At 70.2% G+C, this 20,116-nt stretch carries 22 protein-coding genes and 1 pseudogene; 12 read left to right on the top strand and 11 right to left on the bottom strand.

Translation table 11 applies throughout. The features are described 5' to 3' along the window. Window positions 1–125: 125 nt before the first annotated feature. A complete protein-coding gene (gene pspAB / locus MUG96_RS17405; protein WP_246984792.1) occupies window positions 126–752 on the bottom strand; it encodes a PspA-associated protein PspAB in 627 nt (208 codons plus the stop codon). After that, window positions 752–1,627: a zinc metalloprotease HtpX gene (gene htpX / locus MUG96_RS17400; RefSeq protein ID WP_246984790.1), complete on the bottom strand. Its 876-nt coding sequence runs from the start codon at window positions 1,625–1,627 to the stop codon at window positions 752–754. The genes pspAB and htpX overlap by 1 nt, the downstream gene beginning before the upstream one ends. A gap of 158 nt (window positions 1,628–1,785) precedes the next feature. Between htpX and MUG96_RS17395 the strand changes: the two genes are divergently transcribed. The 3 genes from MUG96_RS17395 to MUG96_RS17385 are packed head-to-tail and all read left to right on the top strand — an operon-like array spanning window position 1,786 to window position 4,812. Further along, window positions 1,786–2,925: a 60S ribosomal export protein NMD3 gene (locus MUG96_RS17395; protein ID WP_246984788.1), complete on the top strand. Its 1,140-nt coding sequence runs from the start codon at window positions 1,786–1,788 to the stop codon at window positions 2,923–2,925. Further along, window positions 2,922–4,052: a class I SAM-dependent methyltransferase gene (locus MUG96_RS17390; protein WP_246984787.1), complete on the top strand. Its 1,131-nt coding sequence runs from the start codon at window positions 2,922–2,924 to the stop codon at window positions 4,050–4,052. The genes MUG96_RS17395 and MUG96_RS17390 overlap by 4 nt, the downstream gene beginning before the upstream one ends. A 40-nt stretch (window positions 4,053–4,092) precedes the next feature. After that, window positions 4,093–4,812, top strand: a complete 720-nt coding sequence (locus tag MUG96_RS17385; protein WP_246984786.1) for a hypothetical protein — start codon at window positions 4,093–4,095, stop codon at window positions 4,810–4,812. A gap of 145 nt (window positions 4,813–4,957) precedes the next feature. Here the strand turns inward: MUG96_RS17385 and MUG96_RS17380 are convergent, their stop codons facing one another. Both MUG96_RS17380 and MUG96_RS17375 read right to left on the bottom strand, forming a co-directional pair. Continuing rightward, window positions 4,958–6,691, bottom strand: coding sequence for an ATP-dependent DNA helicase (locus MUG96_RS17380; protein WP_246984785.1), 1,734 nt, complete (start codon window positions 6,689–6,691; stop codon window positions 4,958–4,960). A gap of 85 nt (window positions 6,692–6,776) precedes the next feature. Continuing rightward, entirely contained in the window at window positions 6,777–6,995 is a 219-nt protein-coding gene (locus MUG96_RS17375) for a DUF7561 family protein (RefSeq protein WP_246984784.1), read from the bottom strand. Window positions 6,996–7,119: 124 nt separating this feature from the next. Here MUG96_RS17375 and MUG96_RS17370 point away from each other — a divergent pair, with 124 nt between their 5' ends. Next, window positions 7,120–8,067: an NAD(P)H-binding protein gene (locus tag MUG96_RS17370; protein ID WP_246984783.1), complete on the top strand. Its 948-nt coding sequence runs from the start codon at window positions 7,120–7,122 to the stop codon at window positions 8,065–8,067. Next, window positions 8,067–8,786 carry a DUF7530 family protein gene (locus MUG96_RS17365; RefSeq protein ID WP_246984782.1) on the top strand — a complete coding sequence of 240 codons (720 nt, stop codon included), beginning with the start codon at window positions 8,067–8,069 and terminating at the stop codon, window positions 8,784–8,786. The genes MUG96_RS17370 and MUG96_RS17365 overlap by 1 nt, the downstream gene beginning before the upstream one ends. Here the strand turns inward: MUG96_RS17365 and MUG96_RS17360 are convergent. The 3 genes from MUG96_RS17360 to MUG96_RS17350 all read right to left on the bottom strand — a co-directional run bounded on the left by MUG96_RS17360 (window position 8,773) and on the right by MUG96_RS17350 (window position 11,559). Beyond that, window positions 8,773–8,946, bottom strand: coding sequence for a DUF5786 family protein (locus tag MUG96_RS17360; RefSeq protein ID WP_246984781.1), 174 nt, complete (start codon window positions 8,944–8,946; stop codon window positions 8,773–8,775). The genes MUG96_RS17365 and MUG96_RS17360 overlap by 14 nt on opposite strands. Window positions 8,947–9,116: 170 nt before the next feature. After that, window positions 9,117–11,141 (bottom strand): beta-propeller domain-containing protein, encoded by a 2,025-nt coding sequence (locus MUG96_RS17355; RefSeq protein WP_246984780.1) that lies wholly within the window; start codon window positions 11,139–11,141, stop codon window positions 9,117–9,119. A 130-nt stretch (window positions 11,142–11,271) separates the two neighbouring features. Beyond that, window positions 11,272–11,559, bottom strand: coding sequence for a DUF5789 family protein (locus MUG96_RS17350; RefSeq protein ID WP_246984779.1), 288 nt, complete (start codon window positions 11,557–11,559; stop codon window positions 11,272–11,274). A gap of 127 nt (window positions 11,560–11,686) precedes the next feature. Between MUG96_RS17350 and MUG96_RS17345 the strand changes: the two genes are divergently transcribed. The 4 genes and pseudogenes from MUG96_RS17345 to MUG96_RS17330 all read left to right on the top strand — a co-directional run bounded on the left by MUG96_RS17345 (window position 11,687) and on the right by MUG96_RS17330 (window position 13,657). Continuing rightward, window positions 11,687–12,472, top strand: coding sequence for a PHP domain-containing protein (locus MUG96_RS17345; protein ID WP_246984778.1), 786 nt, complete (start codon window positions 11,687–11,689; stop codon window positions 12,470–12,472). 113 nt (window positions 12,473–12,585) lie between these two features. Next, window positions 12,586–12,750 (top strand): DUF6757 family protein, encoded by a 165-nt coding sequence (locus tag MUG96_RS17340; RefSeq protein WP_246984776.1) that lies wholly within the window; start codon window positions 12,586–12,588, stop codon window positions 12,748–12,750. 132 nt (window positions 12,751–12,882) lie between these two features. Beyond that, window positions 12,883–13,134: pseudogene (locus MUG96_RS17335) on the top strand (cupin domain-containing protein); the annotation flags it as partial. Between the two features lie 55 nt (window positions 13,135–13,189). Then, a complete protein-coding gene (locus MUG96_RS17330) occupies window positions 13,190–13,657 on the top strand; it encodes a cupin domain-containing protein (protein ID WP_246984774.1) in 468 nt (155 codons plus the stop codon). A 12-nt stretch (window positions 13,658–13,669) separates the two neighbouring features. Here MUG96_RS17330 and MUG96_RS17325 read toward each other — a convergent pair whose 3' ends face one another. Then, a complete protein-coding gene (locus MUG96_RS17325; RefSeq protein ID WP_246984772.1) occupies window positions 13,670–14,833 on the bottom strand; it encodes an acyl-CoA dehydrogenase family protein in 1,164 nt (387 codons plus the stop codon). Between the two features lie 130 nt (window positions 14,834–14,963). On the opposite strand from MUG96_RS17325, the gene MUG96_RS17320 reads away from it, so the two are divergent. Then, a complete protein-coding gene (locus MUG96_RS17320) occupies window positions 14,964–15,464 on the top strand; it encodes an HPP family protein (RefSeq protein WP_246984770.1) in 501 nt (166 codons plus the stop codon). On the opposite strand, the gene MUG96_RS17315 is transcribed toward MUG96_RS17320, so the two are convergent. Both MUG96_RS17315 and MUG96_RS17310 read right to left on the bottom strand, forming a co-directional pair. After that, a complete protein-coding gene (locus MUG96_RS17315; RefSeq protein ID WP_246984768.1) occupies window positions 15,437–16,162 on the bottom strand; it encodes a type 1 glutamine amidotransferase in 726 nt (241 codons plus the stop codon). The genes MUG96_RS17320 and MUG96_RS17315 overlap by 28 nt on opposite strands. Before the next feature lie 60 nt (window positions 16,163–16,222). Continuing rightward, window positions 16,223–16,441 carry a hypothetical protein gene (locus MUG96_RS17310; protein WP_246984766.1) on the bottom strand — a complete coding sequence of 73 codons (219 nt, stop codon included), beginning with the start codon at window positions 16,439–16,441 and terminating at the stop codon, window positions 16,223–16,225. A gap of 541 nt (window positions 16,442–16,982) precedes the next feature. Here MUG96_RS17310 and MUG96_RS17305 point away from each other — a divergent pair. Next, the gene (locus tag MUG96_RS17305; RefSeq protein WP_246984763.1) at window positions 16,983–18,212 is read left to right on the top strand and encodes a BGTF surface domain-containing protein; all 1,230 of its coding nucleotides are present in this window, start codon (window positions 16,983–16,985) and stop codon (window positions 18,210–18,212) included. 45 nt (window positions 18,213–18,257) lie between these two features. Here the strand turns inward: MUG96_RS17305 and MUG96_RS17300 are convergent, their stop codons facing one another. After that, on the bottom strand, window positions 18,258–19,043 hold the full coding sequence (locus MUG96_RS17300; RefSeq protein ID WP_246984761.1) for an alpha/beta fold hydrolase: 786 nt from the start codon (window positions 19,041–19,043) through the stop codon (window positions 18,258–18,260). 145 nt (window positions 19,044–19,188) lie between these two features. Here MUG96_RS17300 and MUG96_RS17295 point away from each other — a divergent pair, with 145 nt between their 5' ends. Next, entirely contained in the window at window positions 19,189–20,109 is a 921-nt protein-coding gene (locus tag MUG96_RS17295) for a DMT family transporter (RefSeq protein ID WP_246984758.1), read from the top strand. The last annotated feature ends 7 nt before the right edge of the window (window positions 20,110–20,116 follow it).

Here is a 20,116-nt window from a genome sequence, read left to right as displayed (position 1 = left end):
CGGGGGTTGTGCCCCACCCTACAAAAAGGTACGTTTACAGCGTAGTGAAAGTGAAAATGCGGGACGGGGGATCCCCGTTCGCGACACGGTCACGAAGGTCTATCCCGGAGGCCGCTGGCTAGTGGTCACTCCCAGGGGTGGCGGCCCGGTTCGTCCGGCCAGAGCGGGTACCAGTACTCCCGGTCGGGCTCGACGTCGAGTTCGCCATCGAGGACGCTCTCCAGTTTGAACAGCGCCTTCGAGTCCTGTTCGTGGCCCGACCGCGGCGCGAAGGGGTAGTAGGTCCCCCGCCGGAAGGAGTAGACCCAGTAGACGCGGCCGTCGGCGTCGCCGGGTGCGTCCGCGGTCGGCTCGAAGGCGAACAGTGCGGCCAGCAGGCGCGAGCCGTACCCCGCTTCGACGAGCGTGTCGGCGGCGAAGTGGACGCTCGTCACCAGGTCCTCCACGTCGTCGTCCGCGAGGACGACCCAGTCGTAGCCGTGGTCGTCCCGGACGAGGCGTGCGTCCGTGCCGGTCTCGGCCTCGCCTGCTGCGAGGATGGCCTCGACCTCGTCGACGGCGTCGGCGAAGTCGGTGCTGTCCACCGACGAGAAACAGAGCGCGGCCGCGCCCGCCGGTTCGTAGCCGAGGTCCGCCTCCATCGTCACGTAGGCGGTGCTCATCCCGAACAGGTCCTCGGGGTCGGCTCCGCGGGCCGCGTCGGCTTCCGCCGCGATACCGAGGACGCTCTTCAGCGAGTCCAGCAGGCCCATCACACAACCTCCATCTCCCGCTCCAGTGCGCGCAGGCGCTCGATGCGCGTCTCCGTCGCCGGGTGGGTCCGGGCGAGTTTCCCGACGAAGCCGCTCTTGATCGGGACGACGAAGAAGGCGTTCATCTCGGCCTGCTCGCGGAGGTCCTCCTCGGGGACGCGGTCCATCCGGCCGTCGATCTTCGCCAGCGCCCCGGCCAGCGCCGACGGCTGACCGGTGATGACGGCCCCGCCGCGGTCGGCCGCGAACTCGCGGTACCGCGAGAGCGCCCGGATGAGCAGGAAGGAGAGTATCCACACCACGAGCGAGACGACGATGGCGACGACGATACCCCCGCCGCCGCGGCGGTTGCGCCCCCCGCCGAACAGCCACCCCCAGCGGACAACGAGGAAGGCGATCGTCGGGAGGAAGGAAGCGATCGTCATCACCGCCACGTCGCGGTTCTTGATGTGAGCGAGTTCGTGGGCGACGACGCCGTCGAGTTCGTCCCGGTCGAGCGTCTCCATGAGCCCCGTCGTCACGCAGACGGTGGCGCTGTTCGGCGACCGCCCCGTCGCGAAGGCGTTGGGCACGCTCGTCTCCGCGACGGCGACCGTCGGCTTCGGCAGGTCGGCCTGCTGTGCGAGGCGGCCGACCGACCGGTGCAGGTCCGGGAACTCGCTCTCCTCGACCTCGCGGGCGCCCATGCTCCGCAGGGCGAGCCTGTCGCTGAAGAAAAACTGTGCGCCCGCGAGCAGGCCCATGATGAGGACGATCGGCAGGAGGCCCGTGAAGTACAGCGAGAGGGCCGCCGCGAACAGGACGTAGAGGACCCCGAGCAGGAGCATGGTCACGACCATGCGCCCCCGCAGTCCCCAGTCCGTGCGCCACTCCATGCTCGGTACTACGGGTCCCGGCCGAATAAAGTCGCCGTGGGACGGCGTGACGGTCCCGTCGGCGGGGGTGGAACCGGACACGTCGACGGGGGCGAGTCGAGGGGGGAGCCAGCCCGGGAACGCGGGGTTTATTCGGGCCAGCGGCGTACCGGCCGGCAATGAGCGAGTCACGCGAGTTCTGTCCGCGCTGTGGGGGTGACGTGCCGGCCCGGCCCGAGCCGCGGCCGGGCGAGCCCCGCGACCCGGACCGCGTGCTCTGTGACGACTGCTACTTCGAGGAGTTCGACCTCGTCGACGCCCCGGACCGTATCGAGGTGCAGGTCTGCGGGCGGTGTGGCGCCATCCGCCGCGAGAACAGCTGGGACGACGTGGGCGCCCGCGACTACACCGACATCGCCATCGAGCGGGTCAGCGAGGCGCTGGGCGTCCACCTCGACGCGACCGACGTGAACTGGGGGGTCACGCCCGAGCAGGTCGACGAGACCACCATCCGGATGCACTGCGAGTTCTCCGGCGTCGTCCGCGGCACGCCGGTCGTCGAGGAGGTCGTCGTCCCCGTCAAGATCGGGACGGGGACCTGCAAACGCTGTGGCCGCATCGCCGGCGGCTCCTACGCCGCAATCGTCCAGGTCCGGGCCGACGAGCGCGAACCCGCCCCGGAGGAACTCGAAGACGCCGAGGCCATCGCCCGCGAGTACATCGCCGACCGCGAAGCGAAGGGCGACCGCAACGCCTTCCTGACCGAGGTGAACGAAGTCGAGGGCGGCCTGGACATGAAGATCTCGACCACGCAGATGGGTGAGGGGATCGCCGAGCGCATCGTCCGCCAGCTCGGCGGCGCCTACACCGCAAACGAGACCCTCGTCACCGAGGACTCGGACGGGAACGAGGTCTACCGGGTCACATACGCCATCAGGCTCCCGCGGTACCGCCCCGGCGAGGTGATCGAGCCCGACGACGACGGCCCGGTCCTGGTCCGGAGCGTCCGCGGCAACCTCAAGGGCCGGCGGCTGACGACCGGCGACCGGTACGAGGCGGCCTTCGAGGACGGCGACGCCCCCGAGGCCCGGCGGCTCGGCACCCGGGCGGACGGCGAGGAGACCACGCTCGTCGCCGTCGAGGACGAACACGCCGTGCAGGTGCTCGACCCCGAGACCTACGAGGCGAAGACCATCGCCCGCCCGGAGTACGTCGACCCCGACGCCGACACCCTCACCGTCCTCAAGAGCCGGGCCGGCCTGCACGTTCTGCCGCCGGCGGAGTACGACCCGGACGCCGGGGACGGGGACGACGAATGAGCGAGGACGACGAGAAGGCGGACGAGTCCGGGACGGCCGACGACCTCGCTGCCCTCGACGCCGGCGACGGCCCGCTGGCGGCCGTCGTCGCCAAGCCCCGCGCGGAGCGGGCCATCGCCGCGCTCCGCGAGGAGGGGGTCTACGACGACGACCGGAGCGTGCGCTCGTTCGGCACCGACGCGGTGGCACTGCCCGTGACCGCGCCGCCGCAGACGACGGCGGTTCGAGAGGTCGTCCGGCAGGAACCCACCCGACGGCTCCGCGACCTCGGCGACCACCTCCGGGAGCGGGGCTGGACGGACGAGGAACTGGCGCGAGCGCCCGGCTCGTGGGCCGTCATCGGCTCCGTGGTCCTCGTCGAAATCGGCGACGCCCCGCGTCCGGCGGCGGTCGGCGATGCGCTGCTCGACCTCCACGCAAACGCCGACACCGTCCTCGCCCGCGGCGGGATCGAGGGCGTCGAGCGCGAACCGGACGTGACGGTGCTGGCGGGCGAGGGCGACACCGAGACGGTCCACACGGAACACGGGACGAAGTACGCGCTCGACCTCGCCGAGGTGATGTTCTCCCCGGGGAACAAGGCCGAGCGTGTGCGGATGGGCGAAGTCGTTCGCGGCGACGAGCGGGCCGCGTCGCCGGACCTGGCGAACGGCGGCACCGCGAGTCCCACGGGTGAGCGCGTCTTCGACATGTTCGCCGGGGTCGGCTACTTCACGCTCCCGATGGCCCGGGCGGGGGCGCGGGTCACGGCGACCGAGATCAACCCCGACTCGTTCCGGTACCTGCTCGAGAACGCCCGGCTGAACGGCGTCGACGACCGCGTCGACCTCTACCGGGCGGACTGCCGGGACGTGGCCGACACCGTCTCCGCCGACCGCGTCGTAATGGGCTACTACGAGGCCCACGAGTACCTCGACGCCGCGTTCGCCGCGCTGGAGCCGGGCGGGGTCGTCCACATGCACGAGGCGACGCCGGAGACGCTGGTCTACGACCGTCCCGTGGAGCGCCTGGAAGCCGCGGCCGCCGAGGCGGGCCGGACCGTCGAGATACTGGACCGCCGACGGGTGAAGGGCTACAGCGAGGGCGTGGCGCACGTCGTCGTCGACGCGCGGGTCGACGGCGAGTGATCGACGGCACGTTTTAGTGCCGGCGGGCGAACGGGCGGGTATGGCGTCGCTCGTCACGCTGGCTGCCGGCTGGCTGTTCGTGGGGCTCGGACTCCTCGCGCTCGCGAAGGGCGTCGGCCCGCTCCGGACCGGCCTCCGACTGCGCTCGGGCGCGACCACCGTCGCCGAGGCGGCGGGGCGGGCCACCGTCGAGGGGGTCGCTCGCGTCCGCGACGAGCCCCTGACCTCGCCGCTGTCCGGCGACGACGTGCTCGCCTACGAGTACGGCGTCTCGCTCGGCCGTGACGGTGACTGGGAGTGGGTCATGGGCGAGCGCGACGCGGTCCCGTTCGTCGTCGAGGACGAGAGCGGGCGCGCGCTCGTCTCGGTCGCCGACGCGACCATCGACCTCACTCCCGAAAGCGAGTTCTTCGAGGGGAGCGACGAACTCCCCGCGAGCTACCGCGAGCGGTTCGACGCGAACGCGGCGGCCGACGACTCGGCGGCTGCGGTCGACCCGAGCGTCGCGGGCGAGCACTTCGCGACCGCCGCCTGGATTCGGGTGAACCGCCAGGATCTGCGCCCGGGCGACGACGTGGTCGTCACCGGCGAGGTCGAACGGACCGGCGAGGGACCGGGCTGTCGGCTCACCGATACCAGGCTGGCCCACCGCGCGCCCCCGTCAGCGGTCAGGCGACTCCTCCGGACCGGCGTCGTCAGGAGCGTTGCCGGCCTCGCGCTCGTGGCCGTTGCGGTCACCGCCTTCGGCGTCCTGCCCTGACTGCCGGCACGGAACGCCGAGTGTCGGCGCGAAAGGCATAATTGGGCGCGCGAGTGAGTGCCGGTATGGACCGACAGCAAATCATCGCCCTGGTACTCGTCATCCTGATGCTGGGGTCGTCCGTCGCCTACGCCGCGACGCTCATCTAACTGTCCCAGACGTCCGAGAGGGGGTGGGACTCGTCGGTGTCACGGCGTGTCGAGCGACGGCGTTTCGACCGCGCGCCGTCCCCCCCGTCCGCCCCGACCGCCGCGCCGGGGTCGTAGGCCGGCAGGTCCGGCGTCGTCATGCGGTCGACCTGCGCCGCGAACCAGTCCGGCATGTCCGTTCGCGCGCGCTCGAAGAGGTCGAGCAGCGACGAGTCCGCCAGATAGGTCGCGCCGCGGTCGTCGGGCGCGCGAATGATGCGCCCGCAGGCCTGGATGACCGTCCGCAGCGCCGCGCGGTAGTACCAGCCCCACTGGCCGTCCTCAAGCCGGCGCGCGACGCGGGAGTCACGCGTGTTCGGGTAGGGGGCCTTACAGAGGACCTGCCAGCGGGCGAGGTCGCCCTCCAGGTCCAGGGCCTCCTCCATCTTGACCGAGAGGAAGACCTCGTTGCCGTCGCTTCGCTTCCACGTCGAGAGGACGGCGTCGCGGTTCTCGCGGTCGTGGGCGCGGACGCGGGCGCCGACGTCCATCTCCGACAGGTGCTCCTGTAAGCGCTCCTGGATGCCGTAGGAGTGGCAGTGGACCAGCCCCTTCTCGTCGGGGTGGGCCTGCATGATGCGAACGAGGGTGTGGGCCACGTCCGGGAGCGTGCTGTCGCGGCGCTCGTAGGTCATCTTCCCCTGTGTCACGTCGTACAGTGGGCGGTTCTCGACGGGGAAGGTGTGAGGCACCTCGACCAGCGCGACCCGGTCGGGCGCCAGCCCCGCGCCGGCACAGAACGCCTCCTTGTTGAGGATGGTCGCGGACAGCAGGGCGAACCTGTTGCCGCGGTCCCAGACGGTGTGTTTGAGGTACCGCTCGGGGTTCAGCGGCTTGATGGTCACGGCCGTCCCTTCGCCGTCGGGCTGGTCGACGACCCACGTCGTCGCGCTCTCGGGGTCCCGGTAGTCCTCGAGGAACCACTGGAGGTCCGAGACGAGTTCGGTCAGGCGGTCGCGCTCGGCCACCTCGTCGGGGTCGAGTTCGGCGTTGCCCCGGAGTTCCTCGACGCGGCGCGACGAGACTCGCATGACGCGCTCGGCGTACCCCTCGGCGCCGTCGGGGCCGTCGATGGCCGGGGGGCGCACGTCCGACCAGACGGGGAGCCGGCGGGGCGACAGCTCGATGGTCGCGTACATCTCGGCCCACTCCGCGAGCCCGTGGGCCTCGTCGACGACGACCACGTCGCGTTTGCCGAACACGTCCGAGCCGGCCGTCTGCATGAAGTAGGCAAGCGTCATCGCGGCGATGTCACGGTTGGAGGCGATGGCCCTGTCGGAGAAGTACGGACAGCGGTGTTTGACCTGGCAGTCGAACTTCCGCTCGCGGACGCAGGGGGCCTGGTCCACGGGGGTGTCGGTCTCCCCGGGGAGGATACAGGAGTAGTTGTTCTTCCCGCGGATGACGTTGAGGTCCTCCAGTAGCGGATCGGCGGCCACGTCGTCGAGCTGGGAGACCTGCGGGGTGGTGTAGTAGGCGCCGATGGGTTCGTGGGCCTCGGCCTCCCCCGCGCGGCGAGCACAGCCGGCGATGCCGCGGGCCAGCAGGGACTTGCCGCTCCCGGTCGGGGCACGCACCAGCACCACGTCGTTGCCCGCCTCGAAGGCCGCCCGGATGTCGGCGAGGGCCTGCTCCTGGGCACCACGGTAGGAGGGCGCCGGGAACTCGTCGGCGATGCGGGCGGGATTCACGTGACGGGAGATTCCTCCCGCTGGCCTAAAACCCCTCGGTGGCGGCAGGGGGGGCGACGCCGATGGCGGGGTTGTCCCACCCCGCTCACTCCTCGTTGTCGGGGAGCGCCTCGACGTCCGCGGCGGTCACGTCGCGGTCGTCGGGCAGGCGCTCGATGCAGTCGTAACAGAGGAACCAGTCGGTGCCGTCGGCGAGTTCGAGCGCCAGCCCCTCCGTCTTGTCCCCCGAGAACGACCAGAAGTTGGCGATGCCGCCGGCGATCTGGACGCTCCGGCCGCAGGCGTCACACGGCTCGTATGCCATACCCGTGGTACTCGTCGTGGGCGCATAAGCGCCGTGCTGTGGGCGTTCCGCGCGCCCTGACGGTCACGCCCCCGCGACGCGGCGGCGCCCGGAGGATTAAGGGACGGCGTCCCCTCCTAGGGGTATGCGAGTACTCGTTACCGGGGCGACGGGGTTCGTCGGGAGCCGGCTGGTACCGGCCCTGCTGGAAGCGGGCCACGACGTGCGGGCCCTCGTCCGGGACGCCACGCGGTACGACGCCCCCGACGGCGTCGAGGTGGCGACCGGGGACCTGCTCGAACGGGGGAGTTTCGAGGACGCCCTCGACGGCATCGACGCCGCGTACTACCTCGTTCACTCGATGCAGGCGGGCGACGACTACGCCGAGCGGGACCGCCGGGCGGCCCGGAACTTCGTCCGGGCGGCTGACGAAGCGGGCATCGACCGGGCCTTCTACCTCGGCGGCCTCGGCGAGGAACGCGACCGGCTCTCGAAACACCTGCGCTCGCGCCGGGAGGTCGAGTACATCCTCACCTCGGGCGAGTTCGAGCTGACGACGCTGCGGGCGGCCATCATCATCGGCGCCGGGAGCGCGAGCTTCGACATGGTGCGCCAGCTGGCGGTCCGGCTGCCGGCGATGGTGACGCCCCAGTGGGTCGACACCGCGTGTCAGCCCATCGCCATCGACGACGTGGTCGCCTATCTGGTGGGCATCCTCGACGAGCCCGAGACCGCGGGCCAGACCTTCGAGATCGGCGGCCCCGAGGTGCTGACCTACCGCGAGGTGATGGCCCGGACCGCCGAGATAGCGACCGGGCGGCGGCCACTGATCATCCCCCTGCCCGTGCTCACGCCGGGACTGTCGGCGCGCTGGGTGACGCTCGTGACGGACGTGCCCCGCTCGGTCGCCCGCCCGCTCATCCTGGGCCTGAAGAACCCGGTCGTCGTCAAGGACGACAGCATCCGAGAGTACCTGCCCATCGACCTGACGCCGTTCGACGCGGCCGTCGCGCGGGCCATCGAGGACCCGGCCGTCGAGCCCGTGTCGGACGCGGCGGCGTCCGAACCCGTCGTGACGGCGGGGGACCGCTGATGGGTGATCCGGAGTTCGGCGAGGCCTGGGCCTACGAGAGCATCATCGGCGCGCTCCCCGGCATCGACGTCTCCGAACGGGGGGCCATCGCCATCCAGTTTCTCGTCTTCGAGGTCGCCGCCATCGCGCTGGCGGCCATCTACGACCTCTGGATCGCGCTCCCGGCCGCGACGGGGGCCGTCCTCGTCGCCACCGCGGGCAGCGTGGAGATGCTCCGGATCACCGGCTACGCCCGCCGGGAGAGCGTCCCGGAGACCTACCGCCGGCTGCTTTTCGGGTCGAGCATCGAGGTCGTCCTCTCGGTGCTGGCGTACGTCGCCCTCGTGACCCACCTGTTCGTGTTCGCCCCACAGCAGGGGACGCCGCTTCTGGAGAACCTGCTCGGCCAGGAGCCGCCGATCCTCGTCGTCTACTTCGCCTTGCTGGTGCTGTGGGACGTGTGCTACCGCATCGGGACGGGCTGGTGGGCGAGCGTGGCGGCGCTGTGGCGGTCGGCCCGCTATCGGTTCGACCCCGAAACCGCGCGGGCACTCCAGCGGGCCGATCTGGAGACCATGGGCTTTGGCGTCCTCCAGCTGGTGCTCGTGCCCTTCCTCGTGGACTTCCCCGTCCTGCTGGTGGCCGTCGTCGGGCACGTCTGTGCGGTGACGGCGGTCACGGGGCTGTCGGTGCTGTTACTCAGACGCCGGACAGAACACGACCGCGCTACTCCGACTTGATCTCCTCGAACTGGTCCAGCAGTTCCTCCGTGGACTCACCGCTGTCGTACTCGATCTCTCCGTGGTAGGTCGTCCGATCGTCGTCGAACGCCGCGTCTACTTCGCTGTTTTTCCGCTCACGGCGCTCGTGTTCTTCGTCGTCGTAGGCACCCATCGACATTGCTACTCACACTCATGGTTATCGGTTGGCCCGTATGAATCTAACGGTGGTTTTGGGTCCCCTCGTTTAAATTCAGGATGTATTTCCCGTCGAATCGTCGGATTTTGGTCGGGCGTGTGGGACGGTCACGTGGGTCGAAGCGGCCCCGTAGATCGAAGCGGCCCCGACGATCAATCCAGCGGGACGGTGCGTTCGCGGTCCCAGGTGGTCTCGTTCACGACGACGAGCTCCGAGCCGCCGAAGACGTACATGAAGTCGTTGATGTACATGGCGCGGTGGGCCTGGCCGTCGGTGTCGACGTTCCGTTCGAGCGAGAGTTCACCGTCGGTGTAGTCGAAGATTTCCCCGCCCTCGCCGGTCGGGAGGAAGAACACGCCGTGTCTGCGGTCCATGAGGAAGGCGTGGTGTGATTCGGAGACTCCCGACCAGCGGGCGTCGAGGATGTAGTCGTCGTCGATGGTCGGGTCCGAGGGGTCGGACACGTCGAAGAGGACGGCCTTGACCTGGCCCTCCTCCTCGCCGATACCCAGCACGTGGTCGTCGTCGACGGGGTGGAGGTACGAGGAGAAGCCGGGCAGTTCGAGTTCACCGACCTCCTCGGGGTCGTCGGGGTTCGAGAGGTCGACGACGTGGAAGGGATCGATCCGGCGGAAGGTCACGACGTAGGCGGTGTCGCCGACGTACCGCACGGAGTAGACCTCCTCGTTCAGCCCCATGTCCTTCACAGAGCCCCGCCGCTGGAGGCTCTCGTTGTCCAGCACGTAGAGGTCGTTGGCGCTCTGTGCGCCGCCCGCGGCCGGGACCGTCGTCGTGATGCGGAGGGTGCCCTCGTGTTCGTCCATCGAGAACTGGTTCAGCGGCCGGCCGGGGACGGTTTCGGTGGTGTCGACCGACAGGTCGTCACCCACCTCGATGCGGACGACGCCCGTTCGGAGGAGGTCTCGCTGGTGGTCCGTCAGGTAGTCCCGGTACTCGTTGCGCAGTTCGTCCCGGACCTCGTGGCGCCGGTCGTCGTCGAGCGTGCGATACCAGCTCTCGAGGGCGCGCTCGGCCTCCGTCCGCTTCGACTGCCCGGAGATGTTGTACTCCTGGATCTCCTCCAGGCGGTCGGTCACGCGGGCCGGGAAGCGGTCGTCCTGGTCGAGCAGGAACTGCAGGCGGAGTTCGCCGCGGTTGGCCTGCTCGGTGTAGGTGACGTAGAGGGCGTTCTCGGACATGTAGACCGCGGTGTTGTCGGTCGTGCCGACGAAACTCGTCGTGTCCGCGACGCTCCCGTCGTCCATGTCCAGTCGCATGGCGGCGTAGGTCGCGTCGACCGGCACCTGTCGATCCGGCCGGTGGATATCGGTACACGACACGCTCGCGCCGTCGAGCGGCCTGATGGGACACGGTTCGTCGAGGTCGACGCCCGTGCGCGTCACGAGGTAGGCCTGTCCGTCGAGGAGCCGCGCGGTGACGACCGCCGAGTTCAGGTCCTCCTCCCAGACCTGCACCGGGTTCTCCGGGTCGCTCACGTCGTAGCCGTGCAGTTCGTCGTCCTCGATGACCATCACGCGGTCGCCGTCGAGCAACATCCGCCCGGAGGCGTCGATCTCCTCGACCTTCTCGGGCCGGGCCGGGTCGTCCGCGGAGATGACGTGCGTGCCGTCGGTCTCGCCCTTGTCGCGGCGGTACTCCCAGCGGTCCAGCTCCGGCGGGGAGTAGAAGACGGTGCTCCCGGCGGTCTTTAAGATGTCGGGCTCTCCGAGGCCGGCTTCCTGGACGTTCGTGCCGGAGACGCGCTCGGGCTGGCTCCCGGCGTCACCGCCGGTCCCGCCCGCGGCCGCGCCGCTCTCGAACTCGACAGCATCGCCCGCCGTTGCCGTCATCGCCGGCACCTCGGTCGCCCGCGGTTCCCTGACCACGTCGGGCCGTGCGACGGGCCGGGACTGGAACCCGGTGCCGCCCGCGGCCATCGACTGCCCGCGCTGGACGTACGCGGCGAACGCGTCCGCGCTCTCGAAGGTCCCGAGAGAGGCGTTGTCCGCACTGCCGAGCAGTGCCGGTGCGGCCTCGATTCCGGCCGTCGGGACGGCCGTCGTGTCGTTCGTGGTCGGCGTCGGTGCGTTCGTCCCGAGTGCCGTCACCCCCGCGCCGATGGCCGCGCCCATCAGCACGAGGATCACTGCCCCGAGTGCGATTTCGGTTCGCTGCATACCCGGCTTTCTTTCACCCGACTAAAAGGTCCTACTGGAGAGTCAAACGGCCGTTTGACTCTCTAGATGGGCGCTATCGGTAGCTGATGGCGTCATCAGAAACCGCGGCGGTCGGCGTCCGCCCGGCCGCTCAGAAGGAGACCTGCTCGTGGCCGTCCTCGCCGATGGCGATGGGGTCGCGGTCGCTGTAGTTCTCCCGACCGACGGCGTTCGAGGAGACGGCGCTGATCGCTGCGACCCGCACGTCTTCGGCGCTCTCGAACGTCTCCGAACCGAGCCGACCCAGCACGTCCCCGAGCTGTTCGTCCCCGTTCGGTAGCTCCAGTTCGAGTTCCCCGTACTCCTCGATGACTTCCTCCGTCGTCGCCGGGTAGCTGTGCGCGCCGACCTGGTCGGTCAGGCCACTCAGTAATCGCATACATTCCGGTCTGTCAGGAACGTTCATAAACGTTCGCAATCTGCTCTCCGAGGGGAACTTAGGGAATCTAGTGGCATTAAGGCACACGACCGGAACGGGCTTCGGGGTGGCGGCCGGAGGTGGGGGCATGGTCGTCGCGGACTGCCACGTCCACACGACGAACTCGGACGGGGAACTGACGCTCGACCGACTGCCGGCGGCCGCCCGCGAGACCGGGGTCGACATCGTTGCCGTCACCGACCACGACCGGCTCCACCCCGACATCGACGGCCCCGTCGTTTCCCTCGACGGCATCACCGTCGTCCACGGGATCGAACTCCGGGTCGACGCCGGCGACCAGCGGGTGGACCTGCTTGGCTACGGGGTCGAGCGGACGCAGGCGCTGACGGGGCTCGTCGAGGAGATTCAACAGGACCGGATCGACCGCGGCAGGGCCATTATCGACTGTGTCGAGGACCGCCTCGGTGTCGACCTGCCCGTCGAACCGCGGCGGGGGCTCGGCCGCCCGCACATCGCCCGCGCCATCGCCGAGAGCGACGCCGACTACGACTACCAGGGCGCGTTCGACCACCTCATCGGCGGCGACTGCCCCTGTTACGTGGCCCGCGACATCCCCGGCTTCGACCGCGGGGTCGACGCCCTCGCGGACGCCTGTGCGGTCGTCGGCCTCGCCCACCCGTTCCGGTACCGGGACGTGGCGGGCGCGCTCGATCTGACCGCCGACCTCGACGCAGTCGAGCGATACTACCCCTACGGCCGCACGGTCGACCCCGCACCCGTCGACCGTGCCATCGCGGACCACGACCTGCTCGCCACCGGCGGGAGCGACGCCCACGACGACCGACTCGGGCTGGCCGGGCTCGACGGCGACGATGCCGCCCGGTTCCGGCGTGCGGTCGGCGCCCCGTCGTGAGCGGCCCTCGGCGCCGGCAAACGCACCGAATCGGTGGCGTGTGCGGTCGGGCCGAACCGGCAGGGCCGCCGCGGTTCGCAGGGTTCATAGCCACGGCCGTTCTATTCCCGTGTATGCGCTGCCACCACTGCGACCGCGAAGCGGACGTCGCGGTCGAGAAGGACGGCATCAAGGTCGGTGTCTGCGAGGAGCACTTCCGCGAACAGATGGAGGCACTCGCGGACAGCGACGCCCTCACCGACCTCGAAGAGGAACTCGACATCGACGGTCCCGAGTGAGCCGTCCCGCTCCCACGTCCCGCCCGCCACTGGCCGCCCGCCACGCACCGCACTCCAGCCTCACCCGTCAGTCTCGCCCGCGGTTCCGCCGATCCACGCCGGATTTTTTCCGTCGCCCGTCGACGCTCCCCTATGCCCACGGTCAACGAATCCGACCTGGAGTGGACCGAGGAGGACCACGGCGAGACCGCCTTCCGCCGGAAACAGCTCTCTGCTGCCGCCGACGGCGAGGGGATCGGCTGTTCGCTCTACGAACTCCCGCCGGGCAAGCGGTCCTGGCCGTATCACTACCACACCGGCAACGAGGAGGCCATCTACGTCCTCGACGGCGAGGGCACGCTCCGCCTCGACGGCGAGCGCCACTCCCTGACGGCCGGCGACTACTGGGAGGACGAGGAGTAGGACTGGATTTTTGTCCCCTGCGCGGGAACGCTGACGTATGGAACGCGTGGATGTCGACGACGTGGACGACCGCATGGGACCGGCCGACGTGAAGCGGGACCTCGCCGGCGCGCTGGACGCGACTGACGTGGCGCTGAACTACTACGAACTCGCGCCGGGCGAGAGCTTCGGCTTCGGCTACCACCGTCACGACGGCCAGGAGGAGATGTTCTACGTCGAGCGGGGCACCGTGACCTTCGAGACGGAGGACGGCGACGTGACGGTCGCGGCGGGTGAGACCGTCCGCTTCGCGCCGGGCGAGTGGCAACTCGGCACCAACGAGGGCGACGACCGCGTCGTCGCGCTCGCCGTGGGTGCACCGCAGGACATGGGGCGGACGACCATGCTCCGGGAGTGTCCCGACTGCGAGGGCCGCACCGAAAACGAGATCGAGATGGCCGACGACCGCTCGGCGCTGGTGACGATCTGCGGGGACTGTGGCGCCGAGACTGGACGATTCGACTGACCCGTTCCGGGCCTACTGATACGCCTGCAACCCGGTCAGGTCCTCGCCGAGGATGAGGGTGTGGATGTCGTGAGTGCCCTCGTAGGTGTAGACGGTTTCGATGTTCGCCATGTGGCGCATCGGCGAGTAGTCGGCGGTGATGCCGTTGCCGCCCAGGATCTCGCGGGCGATCCGGGACTGGTTGCGGGCCATGCGGACGTTGTTGCGTTTCGCCATCGAGACGTGCTGGGGCCGCATGTCGCCCCGCTCTTTGAGGTCGGTCAGGCGATAGACGAGCAGTTGCGCGAGCGTGATCTGCGTCGCCATCTCCGCGAGCTTGTCCTGCTGGAGCTGGAACCGGCCGATGGGGCCGCCGAACTGGTCGCGGTCCTTGGCGTACTGGCGAGCGGTCTCGAAACAGTCACGGGCCGCGCCGACCGCACCCCAGGCGATGCCGAAGCGGGCCTGCGTGAGACAGCTGAGCGGTCCCTTCATGCCCTGCACGTCGGGCAGGACGTTCTCCTCGGGGACGTACACGTCGTTGAGGCCGATCTCGCCGGTGACCGAAGCCCGCAGCGAGAGCTTCTCGTCGATCTTGTTCGTCGAGACGCCGTCGCGGTCGGTCTCGACGAGGAAGCCCCGCACCGGCTCGTCGGGGTCGGTCCTGTCCCGCGCCCAGACGACCGCCACGTCGGCGAGTGGGGAGTTCGTGATCCACGTCTTGGCACCGTTGAGGATGTAGCCCTCGTCGCCCTCCTCGGCGTGCGTCTCCATGGCGGAGGGGTTCGAGCCGTGTTCCGGCTCCGTGAGGCCGAAACAGCCGACGGCCTCGCCGTTGCCGAGTTTCGGGAGCCAGTGGTCCTTCTGTGCCTCGCTGCCGTAGGCGTGGATCGGGTACATCACGAGCGCGCCCTGGACGGAGGCCATCGAGCGTAGGCCGGAGTCACAGGCCTCCAGTTCCTGCATCAGGATCCCGTACGCCCGCTCGCTGACGTTCGGGGAGCCATACCCCTCCAGATTGGGAGCGTAAAAGCCCATCTCACCCATCTCCGGGATGAGGTCCTTCGGGAAGGTCCCCTCGATCCAGTGCTCGCCGATGTCGGGTCGCACCTTCTCCTCGACGAACTCCCGTGCCGTGTCGCGGATCATCCGCTCTTCCTCGCCCAGGTCCGCCTCCAGATCGAAGTAATCGAGCATACCGATACCTGGGCTTCCACTGGTAAAAACACTCCCCAACTGGTCGGACGTTGTTAACCCCTCTTTCACAGCCTGCCCCCTCGTTTCGAGTCCGTCACCGTTTTTGCGGGCCTTCGGATACGGGCACGTCATGTCGTGGCGACGTGATGCGGCCGTCGCGGGGAGCCACCTGTTCGTGATCGGCGTCCTCGCGTGGCTGTCGGGCTACCCAGTCGTCTTCCCGAGCCTCGGACCGACGGCGTACGTGCTGGCGGTCGCGCCGGGCCGCGAGACGGCTCGCCCACGGCGCGTCGTCGGCGGGCACGCGCTCGGCGTGGTCGCGGGACTGCTCGCCTACCACACGCTCGCCGCCGGACTGGGCGTGCCGACGTCGCTCGAACCGGCGTCCGTGGCGGGCGCGCGGCTCGCGGCCAGCGCGGTCGTCTCGGTGGTGCTGACCGCCGGCGCGATGCTCGTGACCGACCTGCGCCACGCGCCGGCCTGTGCGACGACGCTCATCGTCTCGCTGGGGCTGCTCCCGACGCTCCGACAGGGCGCACTCATCGTGCTCGCGGTCGCGGTGCTGGTCGGCGTCGACGCCGGCGTCAGGAAGGCCGCGCCCGTTCAGTCGTCGGCCGCGCTCGCGGACTGACTGCTCCCGCAGTCCTCCCGAACGTCCAGGACGAAGGCAGTGAAGTTGTCGAACAGTCGCTTGGCCTCGCAGGCGGCGTCGTAGTTCTCGGCGGTGATGCCGTCGAGCACCTCCTGGATGCGCTCCGCGGAGAGCTGGTCGTCCTTCCCTTTGGTTACCGACTCGGCGGTCGCCACGTCGTACTCGGGGTGGAACTGGACGGCGAAGACGCGCCCTTTGCGGAAGCCGTGGATGCCGTAGTCGTTTCTCGCGAAGACGGTGGCGCCCGGCGGCGCCTCGACGACGCGGTCGGAGTGGGTCGTGAAGACCGTGAAATCCTCGTCGACGCCGTCGAGGAGGCGGTTGTCGCCGTCCTGCTCGACGGTGCGGTAGCCGATCTCGTAGTCGTCCATGGCCTCGACGCGGCCGCCCATGACGTCGGCGAGCAACTGGTGGCCGTAACAGACGCCCAGTCCGGGAAGGCCGGCCTCGATGGCCTCGCCGACCCAGGTCTTGAGCCGGCCGATCCACTCCCGCTCCCAGTAGACGGAGGCCCGCGAGCCGGTGACGACGAACCCGTCGTACCGGAAGCTCTCGGGCACCTCGCCCTCGGGACAGTGGAACTCGACGAGGTCGCCATCGAGTTCGCGCCGGAAGTTCCGGCGGGTGTCTCCGGGGTCGTGAGCCGCGTTCAGCAGGGCGATCCGTGGCCGTTCCATCGATACGAAACAGGGGTCCGGCCCTCAAACGCCCTTCGATTCGGCAGGGCTTGCCGCGAATCAGCCGTTACGGACGGCGACGGCGGCGGCGATGACGGCCCCGAGCGCGAGGAAGACGACGCCGAGGCCGGCGATGCCGACGGCGAGGCCGACCACTGGCCCACCTTCGCCGAGGCCACCGGGCACGACGACGTAGGTCAGCCCGGCGACGAACAGACAGATCGCGGCGAGCATTCCGCCCACGAACAGCGGCAGACCGGGATCGCCGTCGGTAGCCATGCCGGGACGAACGGCCCCGCGGTCAAAAAACGTGCCCGGACGGGCCCGGACCCGTGCCGCGGCGGCACGGGTCGCGACGACGGGAACTCCGGGGTGAGGTGGGGGTTCGGCCGCAGTGGCGGATGCGGTGACTGCTCGAACGGCATCCAGGCTCTCTCGGTTGGCGCACGATACGACGGAACGCGGTGGTCCACGACGCTTCGTCACCGCGGACGCGCCTGTGACCACCGCGCCAGCCCGGTCGCCGCCCGGACGCCCTCGCTCACACGGACCGCCCGGGCCCGGGCGTGTCGTCACGTCGAGGACGCGACCCGAATAAATTTAATGATTTATAATGATTATAACGGATACTGGTGTTTAGGGGCCCCTTCGAGACGGCCGGGGCGACTACACTCCGATTTTAACCATTCGCTGGGCATTCTTTGTGTGGACTCCTCCGTTCGAGTGCGATGTTCCGACCGACCCCGCTCCGCGACCCGTTCGCGGGCGATACGACCCGCATCGACCCTCCACACCACCTCGACCGTCCGGGGGTGATCGGATGAACCGCCGGCTCGTGGCCGCGCTCGCCGTTGGCGTGGCCGTCGGTCTCGTGGCGGTCTCCGGCGTGACGGCCGCGGGACCGGCCGCGTCCGGCCCCGCCGCGACCGCCCCGGCGACGACGGACGCGCCGGCCGACGGGACGGCCACCGACGACGGCACGACCATCGACACCGGGAACGGCACGCTGACGTTGGAGGCCGCGCCGAATCAGACGATAACCGGCGAGAGCGACCTCGCGGCCGGCACGACGCTGACCGTCCGCCTCCGGTCGAGTAACTCGGCCACGCCGTTCCTGCGGACGGCCGACGCGACCGTCGCCGACGACGGCACCTGGACGGCGACGGTGGACCTCGCCTCGGTCGCCGACCAGCCGACCTTCGCCGCGACCGTCCGCCACGACGGCGAGCGGCTGGCGAACGCCTCCGGGCGGGTCGTCGGGGAGCCGACCGACCCGCTCACGGTCGACACCGAGGACCTCGAGAACGCCACCGTCGTCGAAATCGGTGACGGCCAGCCGCCGGCCGCGAACGCCTCCTTCGACCCCGAGAACGGAACGCTCCGCCCGGTCAACGCGACCGGCCAGCGCCTCACCGGCGAGACCGACCTCGAACCCGGGAGCGTACTGGTGGTGCGGCTCGTCAGCACCGGGTCCAATCCTTTCCTCCGGACGACCGAGGCGGTCGTGACCGAGAACGGCACCTTCGCGGCCACGGTCGACCTGTCGACCATCGAACCCGACTCCTCGTTCGAGGTAATCGCGCAGTACGACGGCCACCGCATCGGTAACCGGAGCGGCGTCGTCGCGGCGTGTTCGGACGACTGCGCCAAGCCCACCGAGGCGGGACTCGCCGACGCAATCGCCCACGCGCCACAGGGCGAGCGGACGAACCTCACCGTCACCCTCCCCGAGGACGCCGAGGCGGCCACGCTGACCGTCGGCGAGGAGTCCGTCAACTACCGGCTGGAAGCCCTCCTCCGCGACGGTGACGACGACGGCCGCGTCACGGTCACCCTCGATACGGCCGCCGCGGGCGACGACGACCGGCGGACCGTCAGCGCCGTCGGCGAGGACGAGGCCCTGATTCGCGTGGAGGCGGCGCTCGCCCCGCCGCTCGACCCCGCGAACTACGACCTCGCGCTCTACCGCGGTGACGACGCCGACGGCGAACCGGTCGACATCGGCACGATGTTCGTCACCGACGCGCCCGAGGACGCGGGCGGCGACTGACTCGCCGACCCCTGCGACCGTCCCCGTCCAGCCGTTTCACACCCATCACAGCGCCGCGTGGTCCTCGAGGAACGCGAACAGCTCGGCCTCGACGACCGCCGGCTCCTCGACGGCGACGAGGTGGCCCGCCTCGACCGGGCGAAACTCCCCACGGGGGAGTCCCTCGGCCAACCGCTCGCCCGCCGCGACCGGCACCACCGCGTCGGCCCGGCCGTGACAGACCAGCGCCGGCGTCGTGATCTCGTACAGCGAATCGGTGACATCGAAGCCGGTCATCGCCGCCGCCTGCGCCGCACGAGCGGCCGCGCTCGCGTCGTCCTCGCGGCGCCACTCGACGATGCGGTCGACAATGTCCGGGTGATCGTCGACGACGCCCGCAGAGAATGCGCCCCGGAGCGACTCGCGGAGCGCGTCGGGGTCGTCCCGCGGCGCGCCGAGCGCGTCCAGCGCGTCCGCGTCCACGCGCGACCCATCGGCGGTCGTTCCCAGAAGCGTCAGCGTCGACGCTCGGGTGCCGCCCAGCGCGTACTGCAGGGCGACCATCCCGCCCAGCCCCGCGCCGACGAGGTGGACGTCGCCGGCGCCGTGGTCGTGCAGGACGGCTTCGAGGTCGCTCGCGAGCGTCGCCACGTCGTACGGTCCCTCGGGGGTGTCCGAGCGGCCCGTGCCCCGGAGGTCCCAGACGAGTCGCTCGAAGCGCTCGCCGAGCGCGTCGACCAGCCACGACCAGCACCACGCGCCGTAGCCGACCGGCTCGACGAACGCCACCGTCGGGCCGTCGCCGGTCGTCTCGTAGCACAGCTCCACCCCGTCGTTGGTCGTGGTCGGCATGTCTCGACACGTTTCGGGTGGAGGGGCTTCAGTCCTCCTGGATCGCGCCAGCGGTGACCGGACGGCCACCGCCCCCGGGAACCGCCGGCGTCGGGCGGCCGAAACACCCGTACGTATTACGTGCTCGGCGGCCATTTGCCCGGCAGTGTCACGATACCGCTCCGTCGCGCTGTTTCTCGGCCTCGCCGCACTCTGGGGCGGCTCGTTCCCCGCCATCGAGGTGGGTCTGGAGACGTTCCCGCCGGTCTTCTTCGCCGCCGCCCGGTACGATATCGCCGGCCTCCTCCTGCTGGCGTACGCGGCCGTCACCGCCTCGCACTGGCGGCCACGGACCCGGGCGGACCTGTGGGTGGTCCTGGCTAGCGGCACGTTCATGATCGCGGGCAACAGCCTGCTGTTCGTCGGCCAGCAGTCGACGACCGCCGGCGTCGCGTCGATCATCTACAGCCTCATCCCGATCCTGACGACCGTCGCCGCCTGGGGGCTGCTCCCCGAGGAACGCTTCACGTCCGTCGGCCTCGTCGGCCTCGCGGTCGGCTTCGCCGGCGTGGCGGCCATCGCCCGCCCGGACCCCGACAACCTCCTCGCCGCGGGCGTCGTCGGCAAGGGCCTCGTCGCGCTGGCCGCCCTCAGCGTCGCGGTCGGGAGCGTTCTCGTCCGCCGCTCCGAGTCGACGCTGCCGCGGGCGCCGTTCACCGCGTGGTCGATGCTCGTCGGCGCAGTGCTCCTCCACGCGGGGAGTCTCCTGACCGGCGAGTCGCCGCTCGCGGGCCCGACGCCGCCGCTCGCGCTCGGCGTTCTCGCGTACCTGGCGGTCCTCGCGACCGCCGTTGCCTTCCTGATCTACTTCTGGCTGCTGGCGAACTTCGGCCCGCTGGAGACGAACCTCGTCTCCTACGTGGTCCCGGTCGTCGCCACGGCCACCGGCTGGCTGTTGCTCGACGAACCGGTGTCGGCGTGGACGGTGGGCGGCTTCTGCCTGATCCTCGCCGGTTTCCTGCTGCTCAAGCGGTCGGCGCTCCGCGCGGAAATCAGGCGATTCCGCTCCGAGCGCCCCGCCGATTAGCGACCGC

This window comes from Halorientalis marina (genome assembly GCF_023028345.1).
GTDB lineage: Archaea > Halobacteriota > Halobacteria > Halobacteriales > Haloarculaceae > Halorientalis > Halorientalis marina.
Note: the sequence above shows the minus strand (reverse complement) of the source record. Positions and strands in the feature narration are given on the sequence as shown.